13 protein-coding genes and 2 tRNA genes are annotated in these 18,916 nt (G+C 69.8%); 13 read left to right on the top strand and 2 right to left on the bottom strand.

The window, feature by feature from the left end; translation table 11 throughout:
* Positions 1 to 101 precede the first annotated feature (101 nt).
* Together ACFVXH_RS32475 and ACFVXH_RS32480 are read right to left on the bottom strand one after the other, a co-directional pair.
* A complete protein-coding gene (locus ACFVXH_RS32475) occupies positions 102 to 1,166 on the bottom strand; it encodes an adenosine deaminase (protein ID WP_049651987.1) in 1,065 nt (354 codons plus the stop codon).
* A 128-nt stretch (positions 1,167 to 1,294) separates the two neighbouring features.
* Complete coding sequence (locus ACFVXH_RS32480; RefSeq protein WP_375876145.1) at positions 1,295 to 2,542, bottom strand: pyridoxal phosphate-dependent aminotransferase; 1,248 nt, start codon at positions 2,540 to 2,542, stop codon at positions 1,295 to 1,297.
* Between the two features lie 292 nt (positions 2,543 to 2,834).
* Between ACFVXH_RS32480 and ACFVXH_RS32485 the strand changes: the two genes are divergently transcribed.
* From ACFVXH_RS32485 to ACFVXH_RS32545, 13 genes are all read left to right on the top strand, one after another.
* Positions 2,835 to 2,907 (top strand) — tRNA-Trp (locus tag ACFVXH_RS32485).
* A gap of 145 nt (positions 2,908 to 3,052) precedes the next feature.
* Complete coding sequence (gene secE / locus ACFVXH_RS32490; RefSeq protein WP_049651985.1) at positions 3,053 to 3,379, top strand: preprotein translocase subunit SecE; 327 nt, start codon at positions 3,053 to 3,055, stop codon at positions 3,377 to 3,379.
* Positions 3,380 to 3,588: 209 nt separating this feature from the next.
* A complete protein-coding gene (gene nusG, locus ACFVXH_RS32495) occupies positions 3,589 to 4,491 on the top strand; it encodes a transcription termination/antitermination protein NusG (protein ID WP_387829470.1) in 903 nt (300 codons plus the stop codon).
* Between the two features lie 167 nt (positions 4,492 to 4,658).
* Positions 4,659 to 5,093: a 50S ribosomal protein L11 gene (gene rplK / locus ACFVXH_RS32500; RefSeq protein WP_049651984.1), complete on the top strand. Its 435-nt coding sequence runs from the start codon at positions 4,659 to 4,661 to the stop codon at positions 5,091 to 5,093.
* Positions 5,094 to 5,170: 77 nt separating this feature from the next.
* Entirely contained in the window at positions 5,171 to 5,893 is a 723-nt protein-coding gene (gene rplA, locus ACFVXH_RS32505) for a 50S ribosomal protein L1 (protein WP_049651983.1), read from the top strand.
* A gap of 234 nt (positions 5,894 to 6,127) precedes the next feature.
* Entirely contained in the window at positions 6,128 to 6,907 is a 780-nt protein-coding gene (locus tag ACFVXH_RS32510) for a hypothetical protein (RefSeq protein ID WP_387829473.1), read from the top strand.
* A gap of 104 nt (positions 6,908 to 7,011) precedes the next feature.
* Positions 7,012 to 7,929: a hypothetical protein gene (locus ACFVXH_RS32515; protein ID WP_074003976.1), complete on the top strand. Its 918-nt coding sequence runs from the start codon at positions 7,012 to 7,014 to the stop codon at positions 7,927 to 7,929.
* Positions 7,930 to 8,092: 163 nt separating this feature from the next.
* On the top strand, positions 8,093 to 8,971 hold the full coding sequence (locus tag ACFVXH_RS32520; protein WP_117488240.1) for a hypothetical protein: 879 nt from the start codon (positions 8,093 to 8,095) through the stop codon (positions 8,969 to 8,971).
* Positions 8,972 to 9,354: 383 nt separating this feature from the next.
* Positions 9,355 to 9,918, top strand: coding sequence for a 50S ribosomal protein L10 (rplJ, locus tag ACFVXH_RS32525; protein ID WP_045693068.1), 564 nt, complete (start codon positions 9,355 to 9,357; stop codon positions 9,916 to 9,918).
* An 85-nt stretch (positions 9,919 to 10,003) separates the two neighbouring features.
* On the top strand, positions 10,004 to 10,387 hold the full coding sequence (rplL, locus tag ACFVXH_RS32530; RefSeq protein WP_198959424.1) for a 50S ribosomal protein L7/L12: 384 nt from the start codon (positions 10,004 to 10,006) through the stop codon (positions 10,385 to 10,387).
* Positions 10,388 to 11,086: 699 nt separating this feature from the next.
* Positions 11,087 to 14,563 carry a DNA-directed RNA polymerase subunit beta gene (gene rpoB, locus ACFVXH_RS32535; protein WP_074003975.1) on the top strand — a complete coding sequence of 1,159 codons (3,477 nt, stop codon included), beginning with the start codon at positions 11,087 to 11,089 and terminating at the stop codon, positions 14,561 to 14,563.
* A gap of 98 nt (positions 14,564 to 14,661) precedes the next feature.
* Positions 14,662 to 18,555, top strand: coding sequence for a DNA-directed RNA polymerase subunit beta' (locus tag ACFVXH_RS32540; RefSeq protein ID WP_074003974.1), 3,894 nt, complete (start codon positions 14,662 to 14,664; stop codon positions 18,553 to 18,555).
* Between the two features lie 190 nt (positions 18,556 to 18,745).
* Positions 18,746 to 18,819 (top strand) — tRNA-Met (locus tag ACFVXH_RS32545).
* Positions 18,820 to 18,916: the final 97 nt, after the last annotated feature.

Genomic DNA, 18,916 nt, shown 5'->3' on the forward strand with positions numbered 1-18,916 from the left:
GACCGCGAAGCCCTACCGCTGGACCTACGAAGGCACCCCACTCAAGGCAGCCTGATCAACACCCCTCAACGAACTTCTGCGGGGCAGCACTAGCAGCGGCCCTAGGCGGGTACGGCGGCCGCTTCCGCGGGGGCGCGGTCGCCGACCAGCCAGGCGTCGATGTCCGCCAGCAGCTCCTTGCGGACGGCCTCCGGCGCGACCGAGCCGCGCACCGACTGCCGTGCCAGCTCGGCGAGTTCGGCGTCGGAGAAGCCCAGCACGTCCCGGACCAGCTCGTACTGGGCGGCCAGCCGGCTGCCGAACAGCAGCGGGTCGTCCGCGCCCAGGGCGAGCGGCACCCCGGCGTCGAAGAGCCGGCGCAGCGGCACCTCCTCGGGGCGCTCGTAGACGCCGAGCGAGACGTTGGAGGACGGGCAGACCTCGCAGGTGACCTGCCGGTCCGCCAGCCGCTCCATCAGCCGGGGGTCCTCGGCGGCCCGCACGCCGTGGCCGATCCGGGCGGCGCCCAGATCGTCCAGGCAGTCCCGGACGGACTCCGGGCCGGACAGCTCGCCGCCGTGCGGGGCCGCCAGCAGCCCGCCGTTGCGGGCGATCGCGAAGGCCCGGTCGAAGTCCCGGGCCAGGCCCCGGCGCTCGTCGTTGGAGAGGCCGAAGCCGACCACCCCGTGGTCGGCGTAGCGGACGGCCAGCCGGGCCAGCGTCCGGGCGTCCATCGGGGACTTCATCCGGTTGGCCGCGACCAGGACCCGGATGCCCACCCCGGTCGCCGCGGCGGCGTGCTCCACCGCGTCCAGGATCAGCTCCAGGGCGGGGATCAGTCCGCCCAGCCGGGGCGCGTACGAGGTCGGGTCGACCTGGATCTCCAGCCAGCGGGAGCCGTCCCGCCGCTCGTCCTCGGCGGTCTCCAGGACCAGCCGGCGGATGTCCTCCTCGTCCCGCAGCACCGAGCGGGCGGTGTCGTACAGCCGCTGGAAGCGGAACCAGCCCCGCTCGTCGGTGGCCCGCAGCCGGGGCGGCTCGCCGGAGCTGAGCGCCTCCGGCAGCCGGACGCCGTGCTTGTCCGCCAGCTCCAGGAGGGTGGCGGGCCGCATCGAGCCGGTGAAGTGCAGGTGCAGGTGGGCCTTCGGGAGGCCCCTGACGTCTCGCGGGTTCAACAGGCGTTCCATTCACCGATACTGCCGTATACGGCCCCTGAACGGGAACCGCCCCCTCTACATCCCCTGAAGGGGTGAAAGGGGGCGGTGCGCCGGGTGAAACCCTGGCGTCGGGTTGACGTCGGCGGACGGACCCGAGGTCAGTCGCGGGCCTCGCCGAGCAGCTTCTGGACCCGGCTGACGCCCTCGACCAGGTCGGCGTCGCCGAGCGCGTAGGAGAGCCGCAGGTAGCCGGGGGTGCCGAAGGCCTCGCCCGGGACGACCGCGACCTCGGCCTCGTCCAGGATCAGGGCGGCCAGCTCGGCGGAGGTCTGCGGGCGCCGGCCGCGGATCTCCTTGCCCAGCAGGCCCTTGACCGACGGGTAGGCGTAGAAGGCGCCCTCGGGCTCGGGGCAGAGCACGCCCTCGATCTCGTTGAGCATCCGCACGATGGTCTTGCGGCGGCGGTCGAAGGCCTCGCGCATCTCGGCGACCGCGTCCAGGTCGCCGGCCACGGCGGCCAGGGCGGCGCGCTGGGCGACGTTGGAGACGTTCGAGGTGGCGTGCGACTGGAGGTTGGTCGCGGCCTTGATGACGTCCTTGGGGCCGACCACCCAGCCCACCCGCCAGCCGGTCATCGCGTAGGTCTTGGCGACGCCGTTGACCACGATGCACTTCTCGGCCAGCTCGGGCAGCAGGGCCGGCAGCGAGGTGAAGGTGGCGTCGCCGTACACCAGGTGCTCGTAGATCTCGTCGGTGAGCACCCACAGGCCGTGCTCCAGCGCCCAGCGGCCGATCGCCTCGGCCTCGGCCTCGGTGTACACCGCGCCGGTCGGGTTGGACGGCGAGACGAACAGCACCACCTTGGTGTTCTCGGTGCGCGCGGCCTCCAGCTGCTCGACCGAGACCTTGTAACCGGTGGTCTCGTCGGAGACGACCTCCACCGGGACGCCGCCGGCCAGCTGGACCGACTCCGGGTAGGTGGTCCAGTACGGGGCCGGGATGATGACCTCGTCGCCCGGGTCCAGGATCGCCGCGAACGCCTCGTAGATCGCCTGCTTGCCGCCGTTGGTGACGAGCACCTGGGAGGCGTCCACCTCGTAGCCGGAGTCGCGCAGCGTCTTGGCGGCGATCGCGGCCTTCAGCTCGGGCAGGCCACCCGCCGGGGTGTAGCGGTGGTTCTTCGGGTCGCGGCAGGCCTCGACGGCCGCCTCGACGATGTAGTCCGGGGTGGGGAAGTCGGGCTCGCCGGCGCCGAAACCGATGACCGGGCGGCCGGCGGCCTTGAGGGCCTTGGCCTTGGCGTCCACGGCGAGGGTCGCGGACTCGGCGATCGCGCCGATCCGGGCGGAGACCCGGCGGTCGGCGGGGCGGATGGACTGGTCGGGCTGCGGGGTGGAAGCGCTCATGCCTGCATCGTCGCAGAACCGGGACCTACCGGGCATCGGGGTATCGGCATCCGTACGTTCCCGTCCGAATCGCGGCCCGACGGTCCGTCGGAAGGGGTCCCGCCGGACCGGACGTCCGCCGGGGGAGCGGCCGGTCCGGAAGAGAAGCCGGAAGAAGAAGTTCGACCAAACACCCCTCGACCACGTACACTCGCTGCTCGACGGCCCGCCAAGAACCGGAGCTTTCACCGCCTGTGCAGACAGCGGGGGGAGATACGGTAGGTTGGTCGCCACCGGAGCCGCGAGGCACCGTAGGGCAATAGCTCAATTGGTAGAGCACCGGTCTCCAAAACCGGCGGTTGGGGGTTCGAGTCCCTCTTGCCCTGCTGCTAGATCCGTTTTCAGCCCGTTCGCTCCACAGGAGTGAGCGGGCTTGATGCGGAGATGGCACCGATCAGCACCGCTAGCCGACTGGCCGCCCCCACCGGGTGCGCGGCGAAGCCGGCAGGACCCGGATTCAGGTGAGGACGAGTGACGGAGACCACGGGCTCCACCGCAACGCCTGAGAGCGGCAACCCCGAGGGTGCCGACGGCGCTGCCGAGATCGCATCGGCCGAGGGCGACAAGAAGTCCGGCAAGCAGAAGAAGTCGGGCAAGCGGGCCAAGAAGGGCCTGTTCGCACGGACCGCCCTCTTCTACCGCCAGATCATCGCCGAGCTGCGCAAGGTCGTCTGGCCGACCCGCGGCGAGCTCACCAACTACACCGCCGTGGTCGTCACCTTCGTGGTGGTCATGATGGCCTTCGTGGCCGGCCTGGACTACGGCTTCTCCAAGCTGAGCCTCCTGGTCTTCGGCTGACCGGCCGCCCCACCTCTCGAACAGCCTCCCGACCCGGGCCGATTACTCGGCCCGGGTCGAGCTGTCGGCGCCGGACGTACGCGCGGCTACCGTGGACTCGGTACTGTTGAAGTCTCCGAGACCTCACCTGGCGCCCGCGCGAGCGGCCGTCCGCCGGGCCGGTCGAGGAGCGCGCCACCTTCACCATCTCCAGGAAAGAAGCCGCCACCGTGTCTGAGTCCCCCCTGTACGACGCCGACGAGACCGTCCGCGAGGCGGATGGCGCCGCCGAGCTGGACGCGGCCGAGCCGGCTGACGACGCCGAGTCCGCCGAGCAGATCGTGGACGCCGCGGACAGCGACGAGGACGAGGTCGAGGCGTACGACGAGGCCGAGGCCGGCGAGCCCGCCGAGGAGGCCGCGCTGCACGTGGAGGGCGACGCCGAGGCCGAGGAGTCCGTCGAGGACGCCGAGGACGCCGAGGAGGCCGAGGACGCCGAGGACGCCGAGGAGGAGTCGGCCGACGAGGTCGACCCGGTCGCCAAGTTCCGCGAGGACCTGCGCTTCATGCCGGGCGAGTGGTACGTGATCCACACCTACGCCGGCTACGAGAACCGGGTGAAGCAGAACCTGGAGCAGCGCGCCGTCTCGCTGAACGTCGAGGAGTACATCTTCCAGGCCGAGGTGCCGCAGGAGGAGGTCGTCCAGATCAAGAACGGCGACCGCAAGACCATCCGCCAGAACAAGCTCCCCGGCTACGTCCTGGTGCGCATGGACCTCACCCCCGAGTCCTGGGGCGTCGTGCGCAACACCCCGGGTGTCACCGGCTTCGTCGGCAACGCCTACGACCCGTACCCGCTGACCCTGGACGAGGTCGTCAAGATGCTCGCCCCCGACGTCGAGCGCCAGGCGGCCAAGGAGGCCGGCAAGCCCTCGCCGATCAAGCCGAGCGAGATCCAGGTGCTGGACTTCGAGGTCGGCGACTCGGTCACCGTCACCGACGGTCCGTTCGCGACCCTCCAGGCGACCATCAACGAGATCAACCCGGACTCGAAGAAGGTCAAGGGCCTGGTCGAGATCTTCGGCCGGGAGACCCCGGTCGAGCTCTCCTTCGACCAGATCCAGAAGAACTAGTCATACCGTCTTCGGGTTCGGGGCGGGGGCGAGGAGCCTCCGCCCCGAACCCGTTTTGGTCCAGCGGCGCGGACGCGTTAGCCTGGTCCGATGTGTGTGCTGGCGGCCGGGTGTCGCCCCGGTTTCGCACGCACCAGCAATCACCTCTCGGAAGGACCCGGAGAGACATGCCTCCCAAGAAGAAGAAGGTCACGGGGCTTATCAAGCTCCAGATCAACGCCGGTGCGGCCAACCCGGCGCCGCCGGTCGGCCCCGCGCTGGGCCAGCACGGCGTCAACATCATGGAGTTCTGCAAGGCCTACAACGCTGCGACCGAGTCGCAGCGCGGCATGATCGTGCCGGTGGAGATCACGGTCTACGAGGACCGTTCCTTCACCTTCATCACGAAGACGCCGCCGGCCGCGCGCCTCATCCTGAAGGCCGCGGGTGTCGACAAGGGCTCCAGCGAGCCGCACAAGACCAAGGTCGCCAAGCTCACCAGCGCCCAGGTCCGCGACATCGCCACGACCAAGATGCCCGACCTGAACGCCAACGACCTGGACGCCGCGGAGAAGATCATCGCCGGCACCGCCCGGTCGATGGGCATCACCGTCGAGGGCTGAGTTCCCTTCTCGTCCCCTGTGGTAGGGCCCGCGCAGGCCCGTGACACCACAACTCCATTCATCATTCAGGAGCAGCCATGAAGCGCAGCAAGGCCCTGAAGGCCGCGGACGCCCAGGTCGACCGCGAGCGCCTTTACGCCCCCCTCGAGGCCGTCCGCCTCGCCAAGGCGACCAGCACCACCAAGTTCGACGGCACCGTCGAGGTCGCCATGCGTCTGGGCGTCGACCCGCGCAAGGCCGACCAGATGGTCCGCAGCACCGTGATCCTCCCGCACGGCACCGGTAAGACCGCTCGGGTCCTGGTCTTCGCGACCGGCGAGCGTGCCGAGGCCGCGCGTGCTGCGGGCGCCGACATCGTCGGCTCCGACGAGCTCATCGACGAGGTCGCCAAGGGCCGCCTCGACTTCGACGCCGTCGTCGCCACCCCGGACCTCATGGGCAAGGTCGGCCGCCTCGGCCGCGTGCTCGGTCCCCGTGGCCTGATGCCGAACCCGAAGACCGGCACCGTGACCCCGGACGTGGCCAAGGCCGTGAACGAGATCAAGGGCGGCAAGATCGAGTTCCGCGTCGACAAGCACTCGAACCTGCACTTCATCATCGGTAAGGCCTCCTTCACCGACGAGCAGCTGGTCGAGAACTACGCCGCCGCGCTGGACGAGGTGCTCCGCGCCAAGCCGTCCGCCGCCAAGGGCCGCTACATCAAGAAGACCGCGTTCTCGACCACCATGGGCCCCGGCGTCCTGGTGGACCCGAACCGCACCCGCAACCTCCTCGCCGAGGAGGACCCGGCCGCGGTCTGAGCCCCAGTGCTCTAGAGCAGTCCGTACGACGGGCCCGTACCCCCTTCACCGGGGGTGCGGGCCCGCCGTCGTTCCCGGGGAAGGAGCCGGTACGGGGCCCGGCGCGGGCCGGTCGGGCCGACGGGCCGGAACGGTTGCCGGATCGGGACACCGGCGGATGGGAACGACGGGCCGAACCGTCGTACGCTCTGCCGGTCAGACCATGTGGAGCACCTGTGACCGCCGGAGTGTGCCGTGCTGCCCGCCCCTCGCCCCACCGTTCTCGTGGCGGCCCTGCTGCTGCTCACCACCACCGGGTGCAGCCTGCTGGCCGTCCCGACCACCCGCACCCCCGGGGGCCCCGCGCCGGTGCCGCCCAAGCAGGTGGTGCTCTCGGCCGCGCAGGGGCTGGACGACGCCGGCGGCGCCCGGATCGACGTGGTCCAGGAGGGCCCGGCCGGCCGGCGCACCGCGAGCGGCTCCCTGGTCTGGGGCGCCGCGGACGAGGCCGGGCTGGCCGTCACCGACGAGCTGGGCACCGGACGGCTGACCGTGAAGGACGGCGCGCTCGACCTCGTCTACCAGGGCGGCGCGGCCAAGCACGCGGAGCGGAGCACCGCCGAGTCGGTCGACCCCGCGGCGGGCCCCGACCCGGAGGGCTTCGCGGGCGGCTGGACGACCGCGCTGATCACCAACCCGGGCAGCCGGGCGTACGAGGTCGCGCAGGGCGTCAAGCTCACCTCGCTCGGCGGCGAGCAGCTGGCCGGGGTGACCGTGGCGCACTACCGGGGCTCCGCGCCGGTGGCCGAACTGTTCGGCAAGGACGACGAGTTGAGCCCGCAGCGGCGGGCCGCCACGCTGGACTGGTACCAGCGGAACGGGGTGACGGCGATCGGCTACGACGTCTGGGTCGGCCCCGGCATGCAGCTGCTGCGGCTGCGCGAGACGGTCCGGGGGAGTGCGGGAACCACGGTCACCACGACCGATGTCTCGGCTCCCGGAGCGGCGGACGCGACGCCCGCCGCCGGCGGGTGACGGGGGAGCGGATATCCGGCGCATGGGGCTTCCGGCGATCCGTTAGAGTCCGGATGAGAAACGCATGAGAAGAGCTGACAATCAGCTCTTCGAGGGGGGAAGTCATGGCTGGAACCCGCAAGGCCGCCGTCACCGTCGTCCTCGCCGCCCTGGCGCTGACCGCGACCGCGTGCAACAACGACAAGTCGGCGGACAAGAACGCCGCCCCGGCCGCGCCGACCACGGCCGCCGCCCCGGCCACCCCGTCGGCCGCCGCCCCGACCGGCGCGAAGCCGGAGAAGGTCAGCCCGGCGGTCTTCCTGGAGCAGGTCACCCAGAAGACCGGTGCGGCCAAGTCGGCGAAGGTCGACGAGCTGATCCAGGTCGGCGAGATCACCATGAAGGGCCAGGGCGCGCTGTCCTGGGCCGACGGCCTGGAGGCCGACCTCGCGATGGACCTGTCGGGCTCCCCGCTGGGCAAGGTCCTGGCGCCGATCACCGGCGGGCCGAAGGCGCACTACCTGTACACCAAGGACGCGGTGTTCCTGGGCCTCGGCGGGGAGCTGCTGCAGAACAGCGGCCCTCGCTGGGTGCGCTACACCATGGCCGACATGGCCAAGGCCTCCGGCGGTGCGACCGACCAGCTGCAGAGCGCGGACCCGGTGCAGGGCGTCCGGACGCTGATCGCCGGCGGCAAGGTCACCGAGGTCGGCCCGGAGACGGTGAACGGCAAGGCGACCACCCACTACTCCGGCGTGATCAGCGCCGCGGACCTGGCCATCGCCTCCACCCAGGGCATCACCCAGGCGCAGGCCGACCGGATCAAGAAGGGCCTGGACGCGGCCGGCATCGCCAGCGAGCAGGTCGACGTCTGGGTCGACGCCGACAAGCTCGTGGTCAAGCGGACCGAGCAGGCGGAGAGCAAGGTCGGCGCGGTGAACGTCTCCGTCAGCTACTCGGACTACGGCACCCCGGTGATCGCCGCCACCCCGGTGGACTACATCGACCTCGCCGACCTCCAGAAGGCCGCCGCCGGCAGCTGATCCCCGCCGCCCCGGACCGGAGCCCCGGCGCCGGTCCGGGCTCGGCCGACCCGGTGGACCCGCCCGCCCGAGGGGGGCCGCCACCGGGCCGGTCGGAGACGGGTGGCAAGGTGGCCGGAACGGGGCCGCCGTCGGACGGGGGCGGGCGAGAGGGGAACGGACGATGGCGGCACGGCAGCGCTTGGCGGCGGTGGCCGTCGTCGCCCTGCTGACCAGCGGGCTGAGCGGGTGCGGCGGGGGCGGGGAGACGTCCGCCACGCCGTCCGGCAGCCCGAGCCTGAGCACCGCCTCGCCGTCCACCGCCTCCCCGAGCGCCCAGGCCAAGCCCACCGACCGCTCGCCGCACGGGGTGCTGCTCTCCGCCCAGCTGGCCATGCAGACCGCCCGCCGGGCCAAGGTCAGCTACCGGCTCGGCCCGGACGCCGGGTCCGGCCCGCTGTTCTGGCAGCCCAAGACCGCGCTCCAGATCAAGCGCTCCACCCCCGCCGAGGCCGAGCAGCTGATCGTCGTGGACACCGTCGCCTACCAGGGCGGGGACGCCGCCACCGCGGCCAGGCAGGGCGGCCGGCACTGGGAGCGCTTCACCGTCCCGCCGGACGCGGACGGCCACAAGGAGGTCCCGTACGCCGGGCTGATCGACCTGCTGAACCCGGTCGAGGCGCTGACCGCGGCCACCGCCGAGGGGACGGACCCGGTCTTCGTCGGCGAGGAGAAGTTCGAGGACTCGACCGTCGAGCACTACCGGGTCGCCACCACCGCCGAGAAGTACGCGGCCGCCCAGGCCCAGCTGACCGCGGCCCGCCGGGACGGCCTGCGGGCCGCGCTCTCGCCCGGCGGCTCGGCCTCGCTCACCCTGGACCTCTGGCTCAACGACAAGGACCAGCTGGTCCGGCTCCAGCGGACCGGCACCGGGGACAGCGGCCGGCAGGACGACTCGGTGCTCTACACCGACCTCGCCGGGGCGCTGCTCTCGGCGCAGGCGCCGGCCGAGTCGGACACCGTGGACACCGGCGTCCGGACGGTCTCCCCGCTGGCCCGCTGAGCCGCCGGCCCGCCGCACTGGCGACCCGTGCCGCGGCGACCCCGGGGGATGCCCCGTCCGAGGGCGATTTGCACCTGGTGAGGGGCTCCGGTTACTGTTGCCGAAGCCAAAGACCGCTGGTTGTCGCCGCGCCCGTCAGGGATCGGTGGCCGAAGGATCTGCGCTTCGTCGCAGGCAGCCCGCGCAGGTGTGTCTGGAGCTTCGACTTCCGGGTCCGCGTTCGCGCGATCGCCCGTCGAGGTCGTCACGAGCCCCGTGCGCCTGCGCACCGGGGCTCATTGCGTTTTCGCAGGAGCTTTCCTTCCCTCCAGTCGGTCCGCGGCGACCCAGGTCGACTTTTGCGGTCGGCCCGACTTCGACATCACGGAAGGAGGCGTAAGCCTATGGCCAGGCCCGACAAGGCTGCCGCCGTCGCCGAGATCACGGACAAGTTCCGTGGCTCCTCCGCGGCGCTGCTGACCGAGTACCGCGGTCTCTCGGTGAAGCAGGTCAAGACCCTGCGTCGCTCGCTCGGCGACAACGCCGAGTACGCCGTGGTGAAGAACACGCTGACCAAGATTGCGGCCAATGAGGTCGGGATCACGGAGCTCGACGACCTGTTCAACGGTCCGACGGCTGTCGCCTTCGTCACCGGTGACCCGGTGGAGTCGGCGAAGGCTCTGCGTGACTTCGCCAAGGAGAACCCCGCTCTCATCATCAAGGGCGGTGTCCTTGACGGTAAGGCGCTGTCCGCCGATGAGATCAAGAAGCTCGCGGACCTCGAGTCCCGCGAGGTGCTGCTCGCCAAGCTGGCGGGTGCCCTGAAGGCCAAGCAGTCCCAGGCTGCCGCGCTCTTCCAGGCCCTGCCGTCGAAGCTCGTCCGCACTGTGGACGCGCTGCGCGACAAGGTCGAGCAGGGCGGTGCCGGTACGCCGGCTCCCGCCGCCGAGGACGCGGCCGCCGAGTAATTCGGCAGGCTCACGCCTCGCTGCGGGCCCGTGCCCGCCCAACCCGTACATACGGCACCACCTGCCGATTTAGTGGAAGGACGCCATCATGGCGAAGCTGACCCAGGACGAGCTGCTCGCGCAGTTCGAGGAGCTCACCCTCATCGAGCTCGCTGCCTTCGTGAAGGCCTTCGAGGAGAAGTTCGACGTCACCGCTGCCGCCCCGGTCGCCGTTGCCGCCGCCGGTGGCCCGGCCGCCGTTGAGGCCGTCGAGGAGCAGGACGAGTTCGACGTCATCCTCGATGGTGCCGGCGACAAGAAGATCCAGGTCATCAAGGAGGTGCGCACCCTGACCTCCCTCGGCCTGAAGGAGGCCAAGGACCTCGTTGACACCGCTGGTGCCAAGGTCCTGGAGAAGGTTGCCAAGGACGTTGCCGAGAAGGCCAAGGCCGCCCTCGAGGGTGCCGGCGCCAAGGTCACCGTCAAGTGACTTCTCGCCCCCTCTGAGGGGGCCTGAAGCCGGGCCGATCACCCTTGCGGGTGGTCGGCCCGGCTTTTTCGCGTTCCCGGGCCCCTGGGCCGGGCGCGGGGCCCCGTTCCGCCGTCCCCGGCCGGCCCGGTCCACCGGTGTGGCCGAACGCCCACTCGGCACCGTCGGTGCCGGACGGTATGGTGATCACCGTCGTCGAGGGCGGCCCCACCACGGCTTCTGTAACGCCGAGGGGGTCGCGGTCGATAGACCGGTCGAGGCCCGCACCGTCGGCGGGCCCTTGACGAACCCGGCGGGGCGCGCGATTCTCAAGGCGCGAGTCCGCCCGGTTGGTCCGCTACTGGATGCATAACCAGTGGCTCCGGCGGGAAATGACTCCACGTGAGTTAGAGCAGTACCCGGTGGGCGTCCGCGCTCGCCGGCTACCGGGAGGAGTCTCCGATTCGGTCTCCGAATCAGAGCTGGACAGCAGTGTGGCCATTGGCTACACTGTCCCTTTGCGCTGCCTGTTAGCTGCTCCGTGACTCGTCGCCCGGAGTTTGCGTTGCCCTGAAGGGGTCTGGCATCGCCTCCGCAAAGCGGCTCTGACCTGGGACTTCGATCCCGGCGGAGGCCAGTGGCGAGGAGGCGGGACCAAGCCCGTGAAGGCCCGGCTGGTACGCGCGTAGTGAGCTCCGAGCCCTCGGAAGGACCCCCCTCTTGGCCGCGCCGCGCAACGCCTCGAACAATTCCGCCGCATCCACCGCCCCGCTCCGCGTCTCGTTCGCGAAGATCAAGGAGCCCCTCGAGGTCCCCAACCTCCTGGCCCTGCAGACCGAGAGCTTTGACTGGCTGCTCGGCAACGCGGCCTGGAAGTCCCGGGTCGAGGCGGCCCTGGAGAGTGGTCAGGACGTCCCCACGAAGTCCGGTCTGGAGGAGATCTTCGAGGAGATCTCCCCGATCGAGGACTTCAGCGGGTCGATGTCGCTGACCTTCCGCGACCACCGTTTCGAGCCGCCGAAGAACTCCATTGACGAGTGCAAGGACCGCGACTTCACGTTCGCGGCCCCGCTCTTCGTCACCGCCGAGTTCACCAACAACGAGACCGGTGAGATCAAGTCTCAGACGGTCTTCATGGGCGACTTCCCGCTCATGACCCACAAGGGCACGTTCGTGATCAACGGCACCGAGCGTGTCGTCGTGTCGCAGCTGGTCCGCTCCCCGGGTGTGTACTTCGACTCCACCCTGGACAAGGTGTCCGACAAGGACATCTACTCCTGCAAGGTCATCCCCTCGCGTGGTGCCTGGCTGGAGATGGAGATCGACAAGCGCGACATGGTCGGCGTCCGCATCGACCGCAAGCGCAAGCAGTCCGTCACCGTGCTGCTCAAGGCGCTCGGCTGGACCAACGAGATGATTCTCGAGGAGTTCGGCGAGTACGAGTCGATGCGCGCCACCCTGGAGAAGGACCACACCCAGGGCCAGGACGACGCGCTGCTGGACATCTACCGCAAGCTGCGCCCGGGCGAGCCGCCCACGCGCGAGGCCGCGCAGACGCTTCTGGAGAACCTCTACTTCAACCCGAAGCGCTACGACCTCGCGAAGGTCGGCCGTTACAAGGTCAACCGCAAGCTGGGCAACGCCGAGTCGCTGGACTCCGGCGTGCTCACCGAGCCCGACATCATCGGTGCGATCAAGTACCTGGTGAAGCTGCACGCGGGCGAGACCGAGTGGCGTGACGACGAGGGCCGCGACATCGTGGTCGAGGTCGACGACATCGACCACTTCGGCAACCGCCGCCTGCGCAACGTCGGCGAGCTCATCCAGAACCAGGTCCGTACGGGTCTCGCCCGTATGGAGCGCGTCGTGCGCGAGCGCATGACCACCCAGGACGTCGAGGCGATCACGCCGCAGACCCTGATCAACATCCGGCCGGTCGTCGCCTCCATCAAGGAGTTCTTCGGCACCAGCCAGCTGTCGCAGTTCATGGACCAGACGAACCCGCTGTCGGGCCTGACCCACAAGCGTCGTCTGTCCGCGCTCGGCCCCGGCGGTCTCTCCCGTGAGCGCGCCGGCTTCGAGGTCCGTGACGTGCACCCCTCGCACTACGGCCGCATGTGTCCGATCGAGACGCCCGAAGGCCCGAACATCGGTCTGATCGGCTCGCTGGCCTCGTACGGCCGGGTCAACGCGTTCGGCTTCATCGAGACGCCGTACCGCAAGGTCGTCGACGGTGTGGTCACCGAGAAGGTCGACTACCTGACGGCCGACGAGGAGGACCGCTACGTCATCGCCCAGGCGAACGCCCCGCTGACCGCGGACCTGCACTTCGCCGAGCCGCGTGTCCTGGTCCGCCGCCGTGGCGGCGAGATCGACTACATCCCGGGCTCCGAGATCGACTACATGGACGTCTCGCCGCGCCAGATGGTGTCGGTCGCGACCGCCATGATCCCGTTCCTCGAGCACGACGACGCCAACCGCGCGCTCATGGGCTCGAACATGATGCGCCAGGCGGTGCCGCTGCTGAAGAGCGAGGCCCCGCTGGTCGGTACCGGCATGGAGTACCGCTGCGCCGTCGACGCCGCGGACGTCATCACCGCCGAGAAGGCCGGTGTCGTCCAGGAGGTCTCGGCCGACTACGTCACCGTGGCCAACGACGACGGCACGTACACCACGTACCGCGCCGCCAAGTTCACCCGCTCCAACCAGGGCACCGCCTTCAACCAGAAGGTGCTCGTGGACGAGGGCGCCCGGGTCGAGGTCAACCAGGTGCTGGCCGACGGCCCGTGCACCGACGAGGGCGAGATGGCCCTCGGCAAGAACCTGCTCGTGGCGTTCATGTCGTGGGAGGGTCACAACTACGAGGACGCGATCATCCTGTCGCAGCGCCTCGTGCAGGACGACGTCCTCTCCTCGATCCACATCGAGGAGCACGAGGTCGACGCCCGTGACACCAAGCTCGGCCCCGAGGAGATCACCCGGGACATCCCGAACGTCTCCGAGGAGGTCCTGGCCGACCTCGACGAGCGCGGCATCATCCGCATCGGCGCCGACGTCGTCACCGGCGACATCCTGGTCGGCAAGGTCACGCCCAAGGGCGAGACCGAGCTGACCCCGGAGGAGCGCCTGCTCCGCGCGATCTTCGGCGAGAAGGCCCGTGAGGTCCGCGACACCTCGCTGAAGGTGCCGCACGGTGAGTCCGGCAAGGTCATCGGCGTCCGCGTCTTCGACCGCGAAGAGGGCGACGAGCTGCCCCCGGGCGTCAACCAGCTGGTCCGCGTCTACGTGGCCCAGAAGCGCAAGATCACCAACGGTGACAAGCTCGCCGGCCGTCACGGCAACAAGGGCGTCATCTCGAAGATCCTGCCGGTCGAGGACATGCCGTTCCTGGAGGACGGCACCCCGGTCGACATCATCCTCAACCCGCTGGGTGTCCCGTCCCGAATGAACCCGGGACAGGTCCTGGAGATCCACCTCGGGTGGCTCGCCAAGCAGGGCTGGGACGTCTCCGGCCTCGCCGACGAGTGGGCCCAGCGCCTCCAGGCGATCGGCGCCGACACGGTCGAGGGCGGCACCAACCTCGCCACCCCGGTCTTCGACGGCGCCCGCGAGGACGAGATCACCGGCCTGCTGGACAACACCACCCTCACCCGTGACGGTGAGCGCCTGGTGAACTCCACCGGCAAGGCCCGGCTGTTCGACGGCCGCTCCGGCGAGCCGTTCCCGATGCCGGTCTCGGTCGGCTACATGTACATCCTCAAGCTGCACCACCTGGTCGACGACAAGCTGCACGCCCGCTCGACCGGTCCGTACTCGATGATCACCCAGCAGCCGCTCGGTGGTAAGGCGCAGTTCGGTGGTCAGCGCTTCGGTGAGATGGAGGTGTGGGCCCTCGAGGCGTACGGCGCCGCCTACGCGCTCCAGGAGCTGCTCACCATCAAGTCCGACGACGTCCTCGGCCGCGTCAAGGTCTACGAGGCCATCGTCAAGGGCGAGAACATCCCCGAGCCCGGCATTCCCGAGTCCTTCAAGGTCCTCATCAAGGAAATGCAGTCGCTCTGCCTCAACGTGGAGGTGCTGTCCTCGGACGGCCAGTCCATCGAGATGCGGGACTCCGACGAGGACGTGTTCCGCGCCGCCGAGGAGCTCGGCATCGACCTGTCCCGGCGCGAGCCCAGCAGCGTCGAAGAGGTCTGACGGAGGTTGGGCCGGCCGCAGCAGCGGCCGGCCCGCCCCCAGGCCCCCCTCAGACCACATGAACGACTCTCGACTTACGAAAGAGGGCTTGACGACCAGTGCTTGACGTCAACTTCTTCGACGAGCTCCGCATCGGCCTGGCCACCGCCGACGACATCCGCCAGTGGTCGCACGGCGAGGTCAAGAAGCCGGAGACCATCAACTACCGCACCCTGAAGCCGGAAAAGGACGGGCTCTTCTGCGAGAAGATCTTCGGCCCCACCCGGGACTGGGAGTGCTACTGCGGTAAGTACAAGCGCGTCCGCTTCAAGGGCATCATCTGCGAGCGCTGCGGCGTCGAGGTGACCCGCGCCAAGGTGCGCCGTGAGCGGATGGGCCACATCGAGCTGGCCGCCCCGGTCACCCACATCTGGTACTTCAAGGGCGTGCCGTCCCGCCTGGGCTACCTGCTGGACCTGGCGCCGAAGGACCTCGAGAAGGTCATCTACTTCGCCGCCTACATGATCACCTGGGTCGACGACGAGCGCCGCCAGCGCGACCTGCCGTCCCTGGAGGCGCACGTCTCGGTCGAGCGCCAGCAGATCGAGAACCGCCGCGACTCCGACCTCGAGGCCCGCGCCAAGAAGGCCGAGACCGACCTGGCCGAGCTGGAGGCCGAGGGCGCCAAGGCCGACGTGCGCCGCAAGGTGCGCGAGGGCGCCGAGCGCGAGATGAAGCAGCTGCGCGACCGCGCGCAGCGCGAGCTCGACCGCCTCGACGAGGTGTGGGCCCGCTTCAAGAACCTCAAGGTCCAGGACCTCGAGGGCGACGAGCTGCTCTACCGCGAGCTGCGCGACCGCTTCGGCACCTACTTCTCCGGCTCGATGGGCGCGGCGGCCCTCAAGGACCGCCTCGAGACCTTCGACCTGGCGGAGGAGTCCGAGCGCCTGCGCGAGATCATCCGCACCGGCAAGGGCCAGAAGAAGACCCGTGCGCTCAAGCGCCTCAAGGTCGTCTCCGCGTTCCTGCAGACCACCAACAAGCCCAACGGCATGGTGCTGGACTGCGTCCCGGTCATCCCGCCGGACCTGCGTCCGATGGTGCAGCTGGACGGTGGCCGCTTCGCGACCTCCGACCTGAACGACCTGTACCGCCGCGTCATCAACCGCAACAACCGCCTGAAGCGCCTGCTCGACCTCGGTGCCCCCGAGATCATCGTGAACAACGAGAAGCGCATGCTCCAGGAGGCCGTCGACGCGCTGTTCGACAACGGCCGCCGCGGCCGTCCGGTCACCGGCCCGGGCAACCGCCCGCTGAAGTCCCTCAGCGACATGCTGAAGGGCAAGCAGGGTCGTTTCCGTCAGAACCTCCTCGGCAAGCGAGTCGACTACTCGGCCCGTTCGGTCATCGTCGTCGGCCCGCAGCTCAAGCTGCACCAGTGCGGTCTGCCGAAGGCCATGGCGCTGGAGCTCTTCAAGCCGTTCGTGATGAAGCGCCTGGTGGACCTGAACCACGCGCAGAACATCAAGTCGGCCAAGCGCATGGTCGAGCGCGCCCGTCCGGTCGTGTGGGACGTCCTCGAAGAGGTCATCGCCGAGCACCCGGTCCTGCTGAACCGTGCGCCCACCCTGCACCGCCTCGGCATCCAGGCCTTCGAGCCGCAGCTGGTCGAGGGCAAGGCCATCCAGATCCACCCGCTCGTCTGCACCGCGTTCAACGCGGACTTCGACGGTGACCAGATGGCCGTCCACCTGCCGCTCTCCGCGGAGGCGCAGGCCGAGGCCCGCATCCTGATGCTGTCCTCGAACAACATCCTGAAGCCGGCCGACGGTCGCCCCGTCACCATGCCGACCCAGGACATGGTGCTCGGTCTGTTCTTCCTGACCTCGGACCGCGACAACGTGAAGGGCGCCGGCCGCACCTTCTCGTCGACCGCCGAGGCGATCATGGCCTTCGACGCCCGCGACCTGGACGTCCAGGCCCCGATCGAGCTGCGCCTGCCGGCCGGCACCGTCCCGCCGCGCGGCTGGACCCCGCCGGTGGACGAGGAGGGCCAGTCCGGCTGGTTCGACGGCGAGCCGTTCCGCCTGACCACCACCCTGGGCCGCGCGCTCTTCAACGAGCTGCTGCCCGAGGACTACCCGTTCGTCGACTACGAGGTGGGCAAGAAGCAGCTCTCCGCGATCGTCAACGACCTGGCGGAGCGCTACCCCAAGGTCGTCGTCGCGGCGACGCTGGACAACCTGAAGGCGGCCGGCTTCCACTGGTCGACCCGCTCGGGCGTCACCGTCTCGATCTCGGACGTCGTCGTCCCGCCGAACAAGCCCCAGATCCTGGAGGGCTACGAGGCGAAGGCGGAGAAGGTCCAGCGTCAGTACGAGCGCGGCCTGATCACCAACGACGAGCGCAAGCAGGAGCTCATCGGCATCTGGACCCAGGCGACCAACGAGGTCGCCGAGGCCATGAACGAGAACTTCCCGAAGACGAACCCCATCTTCATGATGGTCGACTCGGGTGCTCGTGGAAACATGATGCAGATGCGCCAGATCGCCGGTATGCGTGGTCTGGTGTCGAACGCCAAGAACGAGACCATCCCGCGACCCATCAAGGCGTCGTTCCGTGAGGGTCTGTCCGTGCTGGAGTACTTCATCTCCACCCACGGTGCCCGTAAGGGTCTGGCCGACACCGCCCTCCGTACCGCCGACTCCGGCTACCTCACCCGTCGTCTGGTCGACGTCTCCCAGGACGTCATCATTCGCGAGGAGGACTGCGGCACCGAGCGCGGCCTGAAGCTGGCGATCGGCTCCGTGGGCCCGGACGGCGTGCTGCGCAAGGCCGACGACGTCGAGACCAGCGTCTACGCCCGCATGCTGGCCGAGGACATCACGGTGGACGGCAAGCTCCTCGCCACCGCCAACACGGACCTCGGCGACGTCCTGATCGACGAGCTGATCCGCCACGGCATCGGCGAGGTCAAGACCCGCTCGATCCTGACCTGTGAGTCGGCCGTCGGCACCTGCGCCATGTGCTACGGGCGCTCGCTGGCCACCGGCAAGCTGGTCGACATCGGTGAGGCGGTCGGCATCATCGCCGCCCAGTCCATCGGTGAGCCCGGTACCCAGCTGACCATGCGTACCTTCCACACCGGTGGTGTGGCCGGTGACGACATCACCCAGGGTCTGCCGCGTGTCGTCGAGCTCTTCGAGGCCCGTACCCCCAAGGGTGTGGCCCCGATCTCGGAGGCGCAGGGCCGGGTCCGCATCGAGGACACCGAGAAGACCCGCAAGCTGGTCGTCACCCCGGACGACGGCAGCGACGAGATCGCCTACCCGGTCTCGAAGCGCGTGAAGCTGCTGGTCAGCGAGGGCGAGGCGGTCGAGGTCGGCCAGAAGCTGACCATGGGTGCCACCAACCCGCACGACGTCCTGCGCATCATGGGCCAGCGTGCCGTCCAGGTCCACCTGGTCGCCGAGGTCCAGAAGGTCTACAACTCGCAGGGTGTGTCGATCCACGACAAGCACATCGAGATCATCATCCGGCAGATGCTCCGCCGCGTGACGATCATCGAGTCGGGCGACGCCGAGCTGCTGCCCGGCGAGCTGGTCGAGCGCGGTCGCTTCGAGCAGGAGAACCGCCGCGTCGTCGCCGAGGGCGGTCACCCCGCCTCCGGCCGTCCGCAGCTGATGGGTATCACCAAGGCCTCGCTGGCCACCGAGTCCTGGCTGTCGGCCGCCTCCTTCCAGGAGACGACCCGGGTCCTCACCGACGCGGCGATCCACGCCAAGTCGGACCCGCTGCTGGGCCTCAAGGAGAACGTCATCCTCGGTAAGCTCATCCCGGCCGGTACGGGTCTGCCCCGCTACCGCAACATCCGGGTCGAGCCGACCGAGGAGGCCAAGGCCGCGATGTACTCGGCCGTCGGCTACGACGACTATGACCTGTCGCCCTTCGGCGCCGGCTCCGGCCAGGCGGTCCCGCTGGACGACTACGACTACGGCCCGTACACCGGCTGAGTCGCGCGTCACTGACGCAGGGCGGTCACCCCTCACGGGGTGGCCGCCCTGCGGCGTTCCCGGGGGTCGTCAGGGGCCTTCGGGGCGGGCCGGGGAGCCGGACCCGCCGGGGGCGGCGGGGAGCCTTCAGGGGGCGGACGGAAGCCGATTAGGTCATTCGGCGGAAGTCGCGTAGAGTCGTGTTTACCGACGCGGGGTGGAGCAGCTCGGTAGCTCGCTGGGCTCATAACCCAGAGGTCGCAGGTTCAAATCCTGTCCCCGCTACAAAGAAGAAGGGCCCGGAGGCATCAAGCCTCCGGGCCCTTCGGCGTTTCCCGGGCCGGGGCGTTCGCGGGGCCGGCGCCCCCGGAATTTCGGTGGC

This window comes from Kitasatospora sp. NPDC058184 (genome assembly GCF_042883725.1).
In the GTDB taxonomy this organism is placed as follows: Bacteria; Actinomycetota; Actinomycetes; order Streptomycetales; family Streptomycetaceae; genus Kitasatospora.